Annotated in this window: 11 protein-coding genes; 9 read left to right on the forward strand and 2 right to left on the reverse strand. The window is 66.9% G+C overall.

Annotated elements, in window-relative coordinates; all coding sequences use genetic code 11:
- Window positions 1–230 precede the first annotated feature (230 nt).
- From J2728_RS16275 to J2728_RS16305, 7 genes are all read left to right on the forward strand, one after another.
- Entirely contained in the window at window positions 231–1,385 is a 1,155-nt protein-coding gene (locus tag J2728_RS16275) for a glycoside hydrolase family 68 protein (protein ID WP_310000837.1), read from the forward strand.
- A 91-nt stretch (window positions 1,386–1,476) separates the two neighbouring features.
- Entirely contained in the window at window positions 1,477–2,826 is a 1,350-nt protein-coding gene (locus tag J2728_RS16280; RefSeq protein ID WP_310000839.1) for a neutral/alkaline non-lysosomal ceramidase N-terminal domain-containing protein, read from the forward strand.
- Between the two features lie 92 nt (window positions 2,827–2,918).
- Window positions 2,919–3,968, forward strand: a complete 1,050-nt coding sequence (locus J2728_RS16285) for a LacI family DNA-binding transcriptional regulator (RefSeq protein WP_310000840.1) — start codon at window positions 2,919–2,921, stop codon at window positions 3,966–3,968.
- Window positions 3,969–4,331: 363 nt separating this feature from the next.
- Complete coding sequence (locus J2728_RS16290) at window positions 4,332–6,461, forward strand: TonB-dependent receptor (RefSeq protein WP_310000842.1); 2,130 nt, start codon at window positions 4,332–4,334, stop codon at window positions 6,459–6,461.
- A 183-nt stretch (window positions 6,462–6,644) separates the two neighbouring features.
- Entirely contained in the window at window positions 6,645–7,640 is a 996-nt protein-coding gene (locus J2728_RS16295; protein ID WP_310000843.1) for an alpha/beta hydrolase, read from the forward strand.
- A 34-nt stretch (window positions 7,641–7,674) separates the two neighbouring features.
- Entirely contained in the window at window positions 7,675–8,676 is a 1,002-nt protein-coding gene (locus tag J2728_RS16300; RefSeq protein ID WP_310000846.1) for an alpha/beta hydrolase, read from the forward strand.
- Window positions 8,677–8,755: 79 nt separating this feature from the next.
- A complete protein-coding gene (locus J2728_RS16305; RefSeq protein ID WP_310000847.1) occupies window positions 8,756–10,096 on the forward strand; it encodes an MFS transporter in 1,341 nt (446 codons plus the stop codon).
- Here the strand turns inward: J2728_RS16305 and J2728_RS16310 are convergent.
- Both J2728_RS16310 and J2728_RS16315 read right to left on the reverse strand, forming a co-directional pair.
- Window positions 10,093–11,016 (reverse strand): alpha/beta hydrolase, encoded by a 924-nt coding sequence (locus J2728_RS16310; RefSeq protein ID WP_310000850.1) that lies wholly within the window; start codon window positions 11,014–11,016, stop codon window positions 10,093–10,095. The genes J2728_RS16305 and J2728_RS16310 overlap by 4 nt on opposite strands.
- A 27-nt stretch (window positions 11,017–11,043) precedes the next feature.
- A complete protein-coding gene (locus J2728_RS16315; protein ID WP_310000852.1) occupies window positions 11,044–12,153 on the reverse strand; it encodes an alpha/beta hydrolase fold domain-containing protein in 1,110 nt (369 codons plus the stop codon).
- Between the two features lie 192 nt (window positions 12,154–12,345).
- Here J2728_RS16315 and J2728_RS16320 point away from each other — a divergent pair, with 192 nt between their 5' ends.
- Together J2728_RS16320 and J2728_RS16325 are read left to right on the forward strand one after the other, a co-directional pair.
- Entirely contained in the window at window positions 12,346–13,392 is a 1,047-nt protein-coding gene (locus tag J2728_RS16320; RefSeq protein ID WP_310000853.1) for an alpha/beta hydrolase, read from the forward strand.
- Window positions 13,393–13,497: 105 nt separating this feature from the next.
- Window positions 13,498–15,666, forward strand: coding sequence for a TonB-dependent receptor (locus J2728_RS16325; protein WP_310000854.1), 2,169 nt, complete (start codon window positions 13,498–13,500; stop codon window positions 15,664–15,666).
- The last annotated feature ends 135 nt before the right edge of the window (window positions 15,667–15,801 follow it).

The raw sequence follows: 15,801 nt of genomic DNA on the forward strand, positions 1-15,801 counted from the left end.
GATACATCGCCGACATTTGGAGTGGGCGGTCCCGAGCATGACACTGTGCCGGCTGGATTTCGGCGCCTCGGACGCATTCTACCGCTAGTGGAAGACTGCGGCGCAAACAACGGCATCTGGCCCGACTAATTGTGGGGTGAAGGTCTTCGGCAATCGTTTGCCAACGCGATCTCTTTCTTCTACACCGACCGGGCTGGAGCGCGCCGTCCTCCAGCCGGCCAGGAGAGCGCATGTCCAGTGTCATTCCTTCAGCGGTCAGTTCGGAGTGGGCTGCGCCAGATCGCTGGGCGACGGCCGACGTGGCGCGAATTGATCTTCAACGCGTCAGCGCGGCGCCGCTGATCGTCGAGAAGGACATCGTCCGCGTCGCGGCCGACCTCGACATCTGGGACGCCTGGCCTGTTCAGATGCAATCCGGCGCGCCCATGGCGTTTGAAGGCGGAATGACGCTTTGGATGGCCCTGGCGTCGCCGCGCTTCGAGGATCCCGACGCTCGCCATGGCCACGCGCGGATCCATCTGCTTCGCCGCGACGCTGCGGGCTGGTCGGACCTTGGCCCGGCGATGCCGGACGGCTTCTCCCCCGGCAGCCGGGAATGGTCCGGCTCGGCCGTGCTGGACGCCGACGAGCGCTCTCTCACCTTGTATTTCACGGCGACGGGCCGGCGCGGTGAGGCGACCCTGACGTTCGAGCAGAGGCTGTTCGGCGCGCGCGCCACCCTCGAGATCGCCGCTGATCGTCCGCGGTTCTCCGGCTGGCGGGACTTGCGCGAGATCGTCCAGCGCGACCCCGCTCACTATATGGCCAGCGACGGCGGCGTGGGCGTTGTCGGGACCATCAAGGCTTTTCGCGATCCGGCCTATTTCCACGATCCCCGGGAGGGCGGGCATTACCTGTTCTTCGCCGGCTCTGCGGCCAATGGCGCGGAGTTCAATGGGGTGATCGGCGCGGCGGTGTCTTCTTCGGGCGCTGCGGACGACTGGCGTATTACTCCGCCGCTGATCGACGCGACCGAGGTCAACAACGAGTTGGAGCGGCCCCATGTCGTCATGGCGGACGGCCTCTACTACATGTTCTGGTCGACCCAGACCCATGTCTTCGCACCCGGCCTTCGCCACGCGCCGACGGGGCTCTACGGGATGGTCTCCGATCGTCTGAGCCACGGTTGGCGGCCCCTGAACGGCACGGGCCTGGTCTTCGCCAACCCTCAGGCCGCGCCGCGCCAGGCCTATAGCTGGCTGGTGCTGCCGGACCGGTCGGTGATCAGTTTCATCGACGACTGGGGGCGCGCCGCCGAGGCGACCGGCTCGCGGCGGTTTGGCGCCACCTTCGCGCCGACGTTGCGTCTAAGCCTGTCGGGCGATCAGGCCAAGCTCCAGGGCTAGCGCGCGACCGCCTCCGGTCTGGCGAGGCCAAGTCGCCACCGCAATCGATTGTACAAAGACGCGCTCAAGCGCGCTGCACCGGGAGGAAAACGTGAAGTACGCCATTCTGGCCCTGGCTGTGGGGATGACCACGCTGCAGGCGACCGCCGCGCTCTGCGCCCCAGCGTCCGCGTCCTTGCGAGCGGGCGCGGCCCGTATCGACATAACGCCGTCCAAGAGCCAGCTTCCGAAGGGCTATGACGGGATCAATGATCCGATCTACGCGCGCGCCGCGGTGCTCGAGCATAACGGTCGGAAGGCGGCCCTGGTCACGGTGGACATCGGCGCCATGTCCGACGCCACCTGGATGGCGGTGGCGCGGGGCGCGCAGAGCCTGGGCATCCCATCGGCCAACCTGATGTTGACCGCCACCCATTCCCACAGCGTTCCGCGCGCCATCCCGCAACTCGATGAGAAGATCATCGAGGCCCTGCGCCAAGCCGAGGCCAAGCTGCGGCCGGCGACGATCGCCTACGGCCAGGGTGTCTCTCACATCAATATCAACCGGAACATCATCGATCCGAAGACCCGTCGGTGGTGGGAGGGCCCTAACTACGAAGGGCCATCGGACAAGACGGTGGGGGTGATCAGTATCACCTCGGCTTCTGGCGAGCCGATCGCGGTGTACTACAACTACGCGGTCCACGCGGTGGTGAACGGCCAGTTGGACCAGGTCAGCGGGGATATCCCAGGCGCGGCCTCCCGCTACATCGAAGACTCGCTCGGCGACGGCGCGGTGGCGATCTGGAGCGAAGGCGCGGCGGGCGACCAGAATCCGATTTTCTTCCAGCAGACCTACGACCTGCGGAACATACGCATCGCCGAATACGCCAAGCGGGGCGAGGACATCAGCAACGCCATGCCGCCGGGGGGCGTGGGGCTCGACAGGAACGATCCGCGGGTCGCTCGGCTGATGGCGCAGCAGCGGCAGATGGTCCAGTCGATGGGGCAACTCCTGGGGGAGGAGGTCTTGCGCGTCGGACGCGAGGGGCTCGACCGGCCGGAGATCAATCCGCGGATCTTTGGCGCGACCAAGATGGTGGTCTGTCCGGGGCGCGTGAGGACCGACACGGGCCGGGCTGGCTATCCGGGAACCTATGTCGATGGGCCGGAGGCGCCGATCCGTCTGAGCTTGCTCAGGATCGGCGGGATCGAGATCGCCGGGGTGAACGCCGAGGTGTTCAACCCGATCGCCCAGCGTTTCAAGGCCCGGAGCGGCTCAAGCCGGACGATGATGGCGACCTTGACCAACGGCCTGGCGCCGACGGGCTATATTCCTCATGACGAGGCCTTCGCGCAGAACACCTTCGAGGTCGTGTCGTCGCGGCTCAAGCCGGGGTGCGCGGAGACCGCGATCATCGAGGGGCTGCTTGACCTCGAACAGGCGTCGGAATCGAATTAACTCAACCGGTAAGGGCTTTGGCGCGGCGGCCTTGACGAACAGGCGGCCTTGCCGTCCGCTGAGCTGCTTACGCGTCTTTCATCGAGGTTGCATTGCCCCCGAAGACTAGGCCCGGCTCCAAGACAGCCGGCGCCAGACCTCAGAATATCCAGGAACTGGCCAAGATCGCCGGCGTGTCGACGGCGACGGTGTCGCGCGCCCTGACGGGCGCTGGCCACCTGTCGACGGCGACGCGCGAGCGCATTCAAAAGCTGGCCGCCGAACTGCAGTTCAAGCCCAGCATGACCGCCCGTAATCTGAGGATCGGGCGGACCGGCGCTATTGGCGTGGTTGTGCCGCTCGGTCACGAGCGCACCCAGCACCTATCCGACCCCTTCTTCATGACCTTGATCAGTCACGTAGCCGACCGGCTCGCTGACCATGGCTATGACGTGCTCCTCAGCCGCGTCGTCCCCACGGACGGTAACTGGCTGGACCGCATCGCCCAATCGGGCCGCGTCGACGGCATCATCGTCATCGGGCAGTCCGATCAAGCGCTGGTTCTCGACGAGGCGGCCAAGTCTTACAAGCCGATGGTCGTCTGGGGCTCGCGGATCGAGGGGCACGCCTATCACACCGTCGGCAGCGACAACCGTCTTGGCGGGCGGTTGGCGACGGAACACCTTCTGGCCCAAGGCTGTCGAAAGCTGGCTTTCTTTGGCGACCCCAACGTGCCCGAGGTCGAGGAGCGCCTGACCGGCTTTCGGGAAGCGATTAAGGGGGCGGGCGAGGGGGTGGCGGGCGCCTTGCTGCCGGTGCATTTCGTGCCGGACATGGCTCTTGCGACCATCTCCGAGTATCTGGGCGTCGCCGATGGGGTCGACGGGATTTTCGCCGCGTCCGACACCATCGCCATGATGACCATCCAGGCCTTGGCGGAGCGTGGCCGTGTGGTGCCCTCGGACGTCAAGGTTGTCGGCTTCGACGATCTGGAGATCGCGCGTCACACTCTGCCGCCACTGACATCGATCCGCCAGGATCTGGGCAAGGGCGCCGAGGCGCTGGTCGACACGCTCCTGGCGCTCATGCGCGATGAGGACGCGCCGTCGGTGCTTCTGACGCCGACCCTGACGCCGCGCGCCTCCACGACTTCGGGCGCCTAGCCTCTTCAAACGGAAAAGCGAGGCCGTCGGTCTCGCCCACAAGCTTACGCGACGCGGGCTCGCCGGAGGAACTCTCGGACATCGGGGCTGGCAATCGATTGTCACTCTGTAACGACTCTGTGCCACGCGGGTAGGACGCGCGCGGCGCCAACACGGCAGAATTCGAGACTTATAGGCACATAACCGGGGTTCTGCCTCGACCTTTCCAAGCAGGTCACGAGCTCAGTTGACCGGCAATCGTTTGCGGTTCACTGTGCTTTTAGTCGTCAAGCAGCGCCTTCGAAGGGGCTCGGGCGTAACTCCCGCCAACGACGAGCGGGGGAACAGCGAAGCAACGCGCTAGGCGTTGGGGAGGTTGAGGGAATGCAAAATCTGAAGTGGCTCGCGGTCAGCGCGGCGGCCTTAATGACGTGCACGCCTCTGGGCGTCGCGCAGGCGCAACAATCCTCAAGCGCGGAGGAGGGGGCTCAAAAGGCCTCCCCGGAGGCGACCGACGCCGTCCAGGAAGTGGTCGTGACCGCGTCCAAGACCGGCGGGCAGGCGCTCCAGACGGTGCCCATGGCGATCCAAGCCTTTTCGGGCGAGGAGCTGAAGGCGCGCAACATCGCCACCGTCGGCGACCTGGTGTCGACGATCCCAGGCGCCTTCGAAGGGTTCCGGCAGTCGGTGGGCTCGCGCTTCTACAATCTTCGGGGCAGCGTCACGCAGAACGGCGACTCGCCGCTGGGCTACTATCTCGACGACGTTCCCTTCATCGTCACGAACTTCGGCATCGCGCCGCCCGTGCGGTTCATTGACATGGATCGCGTAGAGGTGCTGCGCGGGCCGCAAGGCACCCTTTACGGCCAGGGGTCCTCGGGCGGGGTGTTCATCTTCCACACCCGTGACCCAAACCTCAGCGACATTGAATACGCCGCCGAAAGCGAGGGCTCGCGCACGGTGGGAGCCGAAGGGTTCAACTACGGCGTTTCGGGCGCGGTCTCGGTTCCCATCGTCAAGGACCGCCTGGCGATCCGCATTAGCGGCGGCACGTCGCGCGATGCGGGTTGGGCTGATGCGTACTACGGCCCCTATGACGGCACGCCTGACCAGAAGGGCGTCAACAAGGCGAAGAACGACGACCTGCGCCTAGTGGCCTTGTTGCGGCCCAGCGACAACGTCGAGATCCGCGCCCAGTACTGGCATTTCCAGCCCCGTCAGGACTTCACCGGCTTCACGGCCTCGGTAAAGCCGCCCTATTTCGAGAACACCGCAGGTCAGCAAGGCTTCTCGAATGGCGATTTCAAGCTCTGGAGCCTGGCCGCCAAGGTCGACTTCGACGGGTTCTCGCTGACCAGCGCGACCAGCAACCTGGAGGGTGATTTCGGGATCAAGATTCCGCTGTCCCCATCCGGGTCATTCTCGAGCCGCTTCCTGCCCAAGATGTTCGCCCAGGAACTGCGCGTGAATTCCACGACGTCCGGGCCCTTGCACTGGGTCGCGGGAGCTTCCTACCAGGACGGGGAAGGGCCGCAGATCAACGCGCTGGTTCTACCTGCCGCCAACATCAACGCCAGCAACAATACGCTGACCAAGAACTACGCGTTCTTCGGGGAGGTGAGCTACGACCTGATGGGCGGCAAGCTGGTGCCCCTGGTCGGGCTCCGAACCTATCATGACGATCGCTCGTTCGCGGACGGGACCGCCAAGGTGCCCACCAAGGCCAGCGTCAACACCTGGCGCCTGAACCTGGCCTATCTGCCCAACGACAATCTGACGATGTTCGTCTCGGCTGCCACGGGGTTCCGCCCGGGCATCGTGCAGTCCCGCGTCCAGGTCGAATCCCTAACCCTGGCCGGGGTGCCGGTCTCGGTGGCCCTCGATCCAGAAGAGTCCAAGAACTACGAGTTTGGCCTCAAGTGGCGCAGCGACGATCGGGCGTGGACCGTCGGGGTCAATCTCTATCAGCTACAGTACACCAATCTTCAGACCTCGGTGACCGGGGGCATAAACGGCGTGAACGGCTTCGCCAACTTCGGCGACGCGACCACGAAGGGCGTCGATCTGGAGCTGCACTGGCGCACGCCGATCAGGGGGCTGGCTCTGGGTTTCGTGGGCAACTTCAACGACAGCAAGTACGACAGCGTCAATCCCGTCGTCGCCGCCGCCCAGCCCTTGCTTCGCCCGGGCGCGCGCTTGATCAACACGCTGGATCAAAACTATCGCATCGACATCAACTACAGCCGCGACCTGGCGAACGATCTGGAAGGGTTCGGCAATCTGGCGCTGAGCCACAGCGGCGACCGCCTGCAGACCAACGGGTTTCCGACCCGCCCCTACGACCAGCTCAGCGCGACAATCGGGGTGCGGCGCGGGGCGTGGGAGTTCGCGTTCGTCGGCAACAATCTGGCTGATGAGCGGGGCCCGACCTTCGTTGGCACCAATGGGCCGTTGTCGGGCTCCGGCCCAACGCCGCGAACCCTCGGCTTCCGCCTCCGTGTGGCGTCACGCTAGCGCGACAGGCGGTGAAGGGGATGGGCGCGAAGTCAAAGCGCTCATCCCCTTCAGCCGGGTTCAGCCTACGTCAGGCCGCGTTGCGTGGCCTGGGACAATCCCTTATCAAAAAGACGGGCAAACGATTGCCGCGAGCCGACCGCCCGAAGACGGTGGCGGCGCGCCCTGGGAGGAGTTCTGGATATGCCGCGATCCATCCTGGGGGCGGAGTTGATCGCCGAGCCAAGCGGGCCCGCCGACCTTTCGCACGTCGATCCCGAATTGCGCGCCGCGGCGCTTCAGGTGCTGAGCGAGCCCTCCGCGCCCATGACCCGCGCCAACCTGGCTGCGATCCGCGCACTGTGGGTTCCGCCCCCGCTGCTCCAGGCGCCCGAGGTTCGGCTCCTGACGGTCCCAGGACGGCGTGGCGATCCGGGCGTGCCCGTCGAGCTGATCGGCGCCGCGCCGAAGGGCCAGCTCCGCCCGGCGATCCTGCATATCCACGGTGGCGGCTTCGTCTCGGGGAGGGCGCGGAACCTGACCGCCTTCTGCCAGCAGTTGGCTTCCGAGTTCGACTGCGTCGTGGTCAATGTCGACTATCGTCTGGCGCCCGAGACGCCCTATCCGGGGCCGGTCGAGGACAACTACGCCGCGCTGGCCTGGCTTCACCGCGAGGCTCCGCGCCTGGGCGTAGATCCCGCTCGGATCGTCGTGATGGGCGAGAGCGCCGGCGGAGGGCACGCGGCGATCCTGACCCTTCTGGCGCGCGATCGCGGCGAGATTCCGGTGCGCGGCCAGATCCTGCTCTATCCGATGCTGGATGATCGCACCGGCGCGACACGCATGCCGCCGCCGCACGTGGGAACCATCGGCTGGAACGCCGCCGCCAATCGCTTCGGCTGGGAGAGCTTCCTGGGTGGCGAGGCGGGCGGCGCTCGCGCGCCGGCCGGCGCCTCGCCCGCGCGCGTGGCCGATCTCTCGAGACTGCCGCCGACCTTCATCGGCGTGGGCGACATCGATCTGTTCGTCGAGGAGAACTTCGATTTCGCCCGGCGACTGGTGCTGGCCGGCGTGCCGACAGAGCTGGTGGTCGTTCCCGGCGCCTTCCACGCCTTCGATTTCGTCGCGCCCGAAGCCCGCGTCTCGCGCGACTTCACGCGGGCCTGGAAGGCCGCCCTCAAGACCGCCTTCGCGGCCTGACGGGGACTTGGACTTGGACACCTCGGGAACCTTCATGAGCATGATGACGCAAGGCCGTCTGGCGATGTCGCGGCGCTTCGTTCTGGGCGCGGGCCTGGCGATTGTCGGCGCGGGCCCGGCGCTCGCTGATCGCAAGCCCCTCGTCCCGCCGCCCGCGCTGGGCCCTTTGCCCGCCAGCTGGCTGAGCGCCGAGGTCATCCCGCTCTGGCCGGGGGCGCCGCCGAACGGCCCGTTCAAGGCCCAGCCGGTTCCCGCCGGCTTTCCCCCCGGCTTCTTCCGCAATGTCGCCAAGCCGTTGCTGCATGTATTCCGGCCGGCCCAGAGCAACGGCAAGGCGATCCTGGTCGCTCCCGGCGGCGCCTATGGCTTCGTCGTCGGCACCCATGAGGGCGCGGCGGTCGCCGAGGCGCTCGCCGCGCGGGGTTACACCGTCTTTGTCCTGATCTACCGACTTCCGGCCGAGGGCTGGAGCGGCTTCTCGGACGTTCCTCTTCAGGACGCTCAGCGCGCCATGCGGCTCATCCGCGCCCAGGCGGCCCGGTTCGGCTTCGAGCCTGAGCAGGTCGCGGCTCTAGGTTTCTCGGCGGGGGGGCACCTGATCGCCTCGCTGGCGACCGATCACGCCGAGACCCTCTATCCCGCGAGCGATGCGGCGGACGCGCTCAGCGCCCGGCCTGCGGCGGTCGGGCTGATCTATCCGGTGATCACGTTGGAGCTCCCCGACACCAACCCTCAGACGCGGCTGTCGCTGCTGGGGGCTTCGCCCAGCGCCGATCAGGTCGCGCGCCGCTCACCCCAGCGACATGTCTCGGCCCGGACGCCGCCGTGTTTCCTGACCCATGCCTTGGACGACACCGCCGTTCCTCCAGAAAACAGCCTGATGATGCTGGACGCCCTTCGTAAGGCCGGGGTCCGCGCCGAGGCGCATTTGCTGGAGGAGGGCGGACACGGCTTTGGCCTGGGATCGCCCAACGCGCCCGATGGCCTGTGGTTGGACCTGTTCGACCGGTGGCTCCGGCGCACCCTCGCCGGGTGAGGTCAGCCTCCCGCCGCGAGCCCTCGCCCGCAAAACAAGATGATCGAGACGCGGTGGTCGCGTCCACGGAGAGACCAGGATGCAAGACGCGCTGAAGCCTAGGCTGCCTTGGCTTCGTATCGTGGAGATGAACCTCGGCTTCCTGGGGCTGCAGTTCAGCTTTGGCCTGCAGCAGTCCAACATGGCGCCGATCTACTCCTACCTGGGAGCCCGCGAGGCCGATATTCCGCTTCTGCAGCTGGCCGGTCCCGTGACGGGTCTGTTGGTCCAGCCGATCATCGGCGCGATGAGCGACCGCACCGCCTCGCGCTGGGGACGGCGGACGCCCTACTTCGTGTTCGGGGCGGTGCTGTGCGCCATCGGCCTGTTCTTCATGCCGCTTTCGCCGACCATTCTGGCGGCGGTCAGCCTGCTGTGGATCCTCGACGCCGGCAACAACATCACCATGGAGCCCTATCGGGCCTATGTCAGCGACCGACTCTCGACCGAGCAGCGGCGCTTCGGCTTTCTATCGCAGAGCGCCTTCACCGGGCTTGGCCAGATGCTGGCCTATCTGGCGCCGACCTTCATGGTCAACATCATCGGCTTCGACATCAACGCCGTCGACGCCCACAATATTCCGGTGATCACGCGACTGGCGTTCACCGTCGGAGCGGTGCTCTCGCTGACGACGATCCTCTGGTCGATCTTCCGTGTGCCGGAGCTGCCCTTGAGCGAGGACCAGAGGGAGAGGCTCAAGGCCCTGCCGCTGACGGTGACCGCGACCCTGCGCGAGATCTGGGACGCCATCGTCACCATGCCGACGACGATGCGCAGGCTGGCCTGGATGAGCCTTTTCCAGTGGTACGCGATGTTCGGCTACTGGAATTACGTGATCTATTCGATCAGCCGGTCGGTGTACGACGAGGCCAATCCGCTGTCGGAGAACTTCCGTCGGGCCGTTCTGGACAACGGCCAGGTGGGCGGCTTCTACAACGGCGTGGCCTTCGTCGCCGCCTTCGCCATGGTGCCGTTCACGCGGCGGTACGGCGCGCCCGTGATGCACGCCTTCTGCCTGCTGGCGGCCGGCCTTGGCATGTTCGCCATTCCACATGTCGCCGACAAGGCCTGGCTGTTCCTCCCGGCGATCGGGGTCGGATTGGGCTGGGCCAGCATCATGGGCAACCCCTACATCATCCTGTCCGAGAGCATCCCGCCCGAGCGAACCGGGGTCTATATGGGCATCTTCAACATGATGATCGTCACGCCGATGCTGCTGAACGCCGTGACCATGCCCCTGTACTTCGACAGCCTGCTGGGCGGCGACCCACGCCGGGTCCTGATGCTGTGCGGCGTGCTGATGGGAGCCGCGGCGCTCTGCGTGCTGTGGGCGGGGCGCTCGACGGGGCCGGCCGCGAGCGCGAAGGAGGCCGCGGTCTAACCTCGCGGGCGGAGCAGGAAGGCGAGCGCTTCGTCCAGGCGCTCGCGCCAGGCGCCCTCGTCATGGCTGGCGCCGCCATAGGCGCGGACGCTCAGGTCCACGCCCTCCACATAGCCCAGCGCGAGGAGCGCGCTGACCAGGGCCGCGTGCGCCTGCGGATAGAACCGATCGATGCTCAGCGTGCCGCGATCCAGCCAGAGGCGGTGCGAGCCCGCGCGCGGCATATGGCGCTGGGCGAAGAGGCCGACAGCCTCCGCGACATCCTTGGCGAAGCCTTCCGGCAGGCGCTCGGTCTCGGTCACGGGCAACAGGCTGAAGTGGGCCGACAACAGGGCCGCGCCGGCGAAGATGTCCGGATGTCGCGCGAGCAGTTCGCTGGCCACGACAGCGCCCATCGACGAGCCGGCGATGAAGGTGGTTTCGCGCTGAGGTCGGGTCGGGAAGGTCGCGTCGATGAGCGGCTTGATTTCCTCGACCAGCATCCGGGCGTAGGCCGCCGATTTCGGCGCCCCGGGCCACGCGTCGAGGACGGCTTGACGAGCCGGAGAGGAAAGTTGGTCGAGGAGCAGCGCCGGGGCGTATTCGGCGAACCGGTCCTTGGTGCAGGCCACGCCCACGACGAGGGTCGGCGCGACCTGACCGGCGTCGATCAGCCGTGACAGGCTGGCGTCGGCCTCCCAGGCCACGCCGAACGGCACCAGCCGGGCGTCGAACAGGTTCTGGCCGTCCTGCATGTAGAGCACGGGCAGGGGGCCGTCCTCGTCCGCCCCATCAGGCCTCCACACATAGAGATCGCGCGCCGCAAGGTGGCGGGAGGCGAAGTCGCGAAGGACGTAAAGCTGACCGCGCCCCGACGGCGCGGTCAGTTGGATCCAACCCTTCGGCGCGCCTTTCAGCGCGCCTGGCTTGGCCTTAGACATCGGTGGGCTCCTGTCCTGGAAACCCGCTCAACGGCCCAGGTGCTTGTCGAAGAACTTCAGCATCACGTCGTAGGCCTGCCGCGATTCTGGAACGTCCGCGTTGTAGAAGAAGCCGTGGAACAGGCCCTCCCAGACATGCAGGTCGGCCTCGACGCCCAGGCGGACGAGCTGGGTGTGAGTGTAGACCGTCGAGCTCAGCTCGAAGCCACGCGTGGCGGTGATCAGGAGCGTCGGCGGGAACTGGGTCAGCACGGCGTCCGACGCGGTCGGCGACACCAACGGGTCCTTGATGCTCGCGCCGGCCAGATAGGGCATGCCCGAACTATCGGAGGCCGGGCGCACGGGCGGCCAGGGCGCGGGCGGACGCGCGTCGCCCAAGGGGCCGGTGAAGAAGTCCGCGTCGCCGCCGAAGCCCGAGGACGACAAGGTCGCGCCCGCGCAGAAGATGCCGATCGCGCCGGGCTTTGGCAGGCCGTGCGCCTGGAACCAGGCGACCGACATGCCCGTCAGCATGCCGCCGGCGGAACAGCCATAGATGCCGATGTTCTGGGCCGGGTAGGTCTTCAGAAGCTCGCGATAGACCGCGGCCACGTCTTCGCTGGCGGCGGGGAAGCGGTGCTCCGGGCCTTGGCGGTAGTCGACCGCGACAACGCGAACGCGTCCCAGGCTGGTCAGGGGCAGCGACTCAAGCTCGCCGCAGCCCTGGAAGCATCCCATGAACCCGCCGCCGTGCAGATTGATCAGGACGCGGTTGCGGTTCTCGGGCGCTACGCCTGCCTTGGGGGTGTAGTCATAGACGTGCACGCCCCCGATCTTGGTGTCGACCCTCTCGTGGGGAAACAGCACACGCTGCCGGGCCAGGTACGGCTCCATGAAGACTGGAACCCCGTCCTTCTGCACCAGCAGTTCCGGCTGCTGCATCTGGCGCAGGTGCTCGGCCATGTAGGCCTTTCCCTCGGGCGAAAGCAGGCTTGAGACCGGAACGCTCATGGCCGGGGCGTGGACCGTGCCGTCGGGATCGACCTTCACCGGCGACGGCTTGCGATCCTGGGCCGAGGCGGCGCTGGCCGCCAGAGCGCAGAGCGCGATCATCATCGCCTTGGCCACACCGCGTCCGCGCGCGTTTCGCGTTTCCATCTCGTTTTCTCCCTATGGCTGGCTGTTGGCCGCCTAGCCCTGTTTTGCTGCGCGCCGCAGCCTTGGCTGGGGCGAACTAGAGCGTCTTGGGTAATCGATTGCAAGTTCCTTCTCTAGAGGGGTTGCAATCGATTGCTTTTTCAGGGATCACTTGGTGCAAGAACCGAAGTGTTCGGAGTCGGGGAGGCCGGTTTGACTGTATCGAGACGCGATCTGCACGTCATGATGCTGGGCGCGGCGTTCGCCGCGGGCGCCGGCCAGTCCTTGGCGGCCGCCGTGGGCGAGGGCGGCGAGGATATCCTGGCCCGCGTCGACCCGGAATTGCGCGAGGGCGCTCGCGCCCTGCTGGCTAGGCCCTCTCCGGAGTGGACCCTGCCCGAGCTCAAGGCCTTGAGGGCGCGGATTCCGCCGCCCCCCGCGCCCTTGGCGAGTCCTCCAGTGGAGCGCCGCGTCATTCCGGGCGCTCCCGGCGGGCCGGACGTGTCGGTCCAGGTGATCGGCGCCGCCCCGCGCGGCAAGGCGCGGCCGGCGCTGCTGCACATCCATGGCGGTGGCTTCATCCTGGGACGCGCCGAGGACTCCACGCCTCTGTGCCAGACAATCGCCGCCGAACTGGATTGTCTCGTGGTCAATGTGGAATACCGGCTTTGCCCGGAGACGCCTTTCCCGGGACCGGTCGAGGACTGCTACGCGGCCCTGGCGTGGCTGAATCGAAACGCCGAGTCCCTGGGCGTCGATCGCGATCGCATCGCGGTGATGGGCGAGAGCGCCGGCGGCGGCCTGGCGGCGATGGTCGCCATCGCCGCGCGCGACCGCCGCGAAGTCCAGCTGCGCTATCAAGTCCTGATTTATCCCATGCTCGACGATCGGACCGGTAGCACGCGCCGCGTCCCGCCGTTCATCGGCAGTATCGGCTGGGACGAGGCTGGCAACCGGTTTGGATGGACGAGCTTCCTGGGGGCGCCCGCCGGCCAGGGGCAGCCGCCCCACGGCGCCGTGCCGGCCCGGCTCTCCGACCTTCGCGGCCTGGCGCCGGCCTTCATCGGCGTCGGCGCCATCGACCTCTTCGTCGAAGAGGATCTGGAGTACGCCCGGCGCCTGGTCCTCGCGGGCGTGCCGACCCAGTTTCACCTCACGCCGGGCGCGTATCACGGCTTTGATTTCATCGCGCCACAGTCGCGCCCGTCCAAGGCGTTCACCGCCGCCTGGATGAGCGGATTGCGCGCCGCCTTCGCCTGACGCGGACGCGGCGGGCGAAGCAGTTCACGCGGAAATCTATACGCCACTGAAAGTGGCAATCGATTGCGGTTTTGACGCTAAACAATAAAAAGGGGAGGTATCGTCGTGAGAAAAACTTCGTTCCACGCGGGTTCGCGTTCGGCGCTTTGGCGCGGCGTGAGCCTGGCGGCGTTGGCGGGTCTGTCTTTCGCCGCCAGCGGGCCGGCCCTGGCCCAGCAGGCGCAGGGCGAGGCGACCGAGTCAGAAAAGCTCGACGAGGTGGTCGTCACCGCGCTCAAGGGCGGGTCCCAGGTCATCGCGCGCGCGCCCGTCGCCATTCAGGCCTTCTCGGACAAGGTCCTGACCGAGCGCGGCGTTCGAGACGGCGCGGACCTGATCCAGATGATCCCCGGGGCGTCCCAGGCCCAGGAGATCGGCGCGGGCTATCGCATCTTCTCGTTCCGGGGCTCCGGCGCCGGCGGTCCGGTCGGCGACGGCATGATCGGCTACTATCTGGACGACACCCCCTTTGGTGTCCCCAACAACCAGGCCGCCCCGCCCCTCCAGTATTTCGACATCGAGCGGGTGGAAGTTCTGCGCGGGCCGCAGGGCACGCTGTACGGCTCGGGCTCGATGGGCGGCGCCATCATCTATCGCACCAAGAGCCCCAGTCTCAGCCGCATGGGCTTCACCGCCGAAAGCGAACTGTCGGGCACGCGCGACGCGGGCGATCCCAACTATCGCGTGGCGGGAGCGGTCTCGATCCCGATCATCGAAGACAAGTTGGGCCTGCGCGTCAGCGGCGGCTACGACAAGCGGGCGGGCTATAACGACATCTACCAGGGCGCCCCCACGGGCACGCCCTACAAGACCGACGCCAACGGCGTGGTCGCCAAGAACCTTCAGGCGGTGCTGCTGTGGAAGCCCACCGACCGCTCGACCGTGCGGCTGCGGGCCTGGCGGTTCAGCACCGATCAGGACTATCTGAACGTCATGAACTCGGTGGATCCGCCCTATGCGGCCTACCAGGGCACGGTCAGCGGCTATGATCGCCGGCGCGCGAACTACTATTCCGGGACGATCACCCACGAGTTCGACGGTCTGACCCTGACGAACGCCACCTCCTATCAGAAGTCGCTGCCGGGCGGCTTTGGCGTGGCCCTGAATCTCGGCGCGCCGCTGGGTATTGGCACGCTGATCAACGGCGGTGACGCCCACAGTTTCGTCAACGAGTTCCGGCTCGCGACCTCGGGCGACGGCCCGCTGCACTGGGTGGGCGGCGCCTTCTACCAGAAGGCCCGGGGCCTCTATACCTTCTCCCTGGACTTCCCCAGCCTGAAGCTCGGCGGCAGCACCATCACCCGCACCGAGAACGCCTCGGTGTTCTCAGAAATCAGCTACGACCTGATGGACGGCAAGCTGGTGCCGCTGTTTGGCCTTCGCTACTTCAAGGACGATCGTTCGTCGGAATCGGTGACGAACGGCGAGCTGATCACCAGCCAAGCCAAACCGGACGCCCTGACCTGGCGGGCGAACTTGGCCTATTACCCGACCGACAAGTGGATGCTGTTCTTCAACGCGGGCACCGGGTTCCGGAGCGGGATCCTGCAGTCGCAGGCCCAAGCCAACGCGGTGATCGCCGACGGCGTGCCGACCAGCATCTCGTTGACGCCCGACAAGCTGCGGAACATCGAAATTGGAGCCAAGGGCAAGCTGTTCGACGACAGGCTGCATCTGTCGATCAGCGCCTACGACATCAAGTACACGAACCTTCAGAGCGCCTTCAACACGTCTATCGGGCTCTCGGCCTTCGCCAATCTCGGCGACGCCAAGACTAAAGGCATCGATATCGAGGCGTCGTGGGACACCCCCGTCAAGGGGCTCAACTTGACCCTGATCGGCAACGTCAACACCTCGGAGTTCACCAACGTCATCCCCGCCTTCGCCGCCGCCAATCCGCGTAACGGCGACGGTGAGGACCTGTTCAACACGCCGCCCTACAACTGGCGTCTGGACGTGAACTATCAGAAGAGCGTCGGGCTCTACGACGTGTTCGCCAACGCCTCCGCCACCGCCGTCGGCCGGGCGCGCAACAGCGACGCCACCGTCAATACGCTCGATCCCTATCAGCTCTATCGCGCCAGCGTCGGGGTTCGAAAGGGCGCCTACGAGGTCAAGCTGTTCGGCGAGAACCTCTCGGACGAGCGTGGCCCCACCGCCGCGAACGGCCCAACCTTGCTGGCGGGGCCGCGCCCGCGAACCATCGGCGTGAACCTCAGCCTCGACTTCAACTAGGCCCGACCGGGCGGGCGGCGGGGCGAAGGTCCCGCCGCCTGACGATTCCCCGAACTGAGGGGGCCGCGCGCCGCTCGTGGGATCGAGAGGCCGATGCGGTTCATTCCCCGCGCGGGGGGAGCCCCTGCTGCTTGC

Origin of the sequence: Caulobacter segnis (genome assembly GCF_031454995.1) — a bacterium.
Lineage (GTDB): Bacteria > Pseudomonadota > Alphaproteobacteria > Caulobacterales > Caulobacteraceae > Caulobacter > Caulobacter segnis_E.

What these genes read in the sequence shown, in the direction of transcription:
- J2728_RS16305 (WP_310000847.1), top strand. Translation starts at nt 8,756, where the DNA reads ATGCAAGACGCGCTGAAGCCTAGGCTGCCTTGGCTTCGTATCGTGGAG.
- J2728_RS16290 (WP_310000842.1), top strand. Translation starts at nt 4,332, where the DNA reads ATGCAAAATCTGAAGTGGCTCGCGGTCAGCGCGGCGGCCTTAATGACG.
- J2728_RS16275 (WP_310000837.1), top strand. Translation starts at nt 231, where the DNA reads ATGTCCAGTGTCATTCCTTCAGCGGTCAGTTCGGAGTGGGCTGCGCCA.
- J2728_RS16310 (WP_310000850.1), bottom strand. Translation starts at nt 11,016, where the DNA reads ATGTCTAAGGCCAAGCCAGGCGCGCTGAAAGGCGCGCCGAAGGGTTGG.
- J2728_RS16300 (WP_310000846.1), top strand. Translation starts at nt 7,675, where the DNA reads ATGAGCATGATGACGCAAGGCCGTCTGGCGATGTCGCGGCGCTTCGTT.
- J2728_RS16315 (WP_310000852.1), bottom strand. Translation starts at nt 12,153, where the DNA reads ATGGAAACGCGAAACGCGCGCGGACGCGGTGTGGCCAAGGCGATGATG.
- J2728_RS16295 (WP_310000843.1), top strand. Translation starts at nt 6,645, where the DNA reads ATGCCGCGATCCATCCTGGGGGCGGAGTTGATCGCCGAGCCAAGCGGG.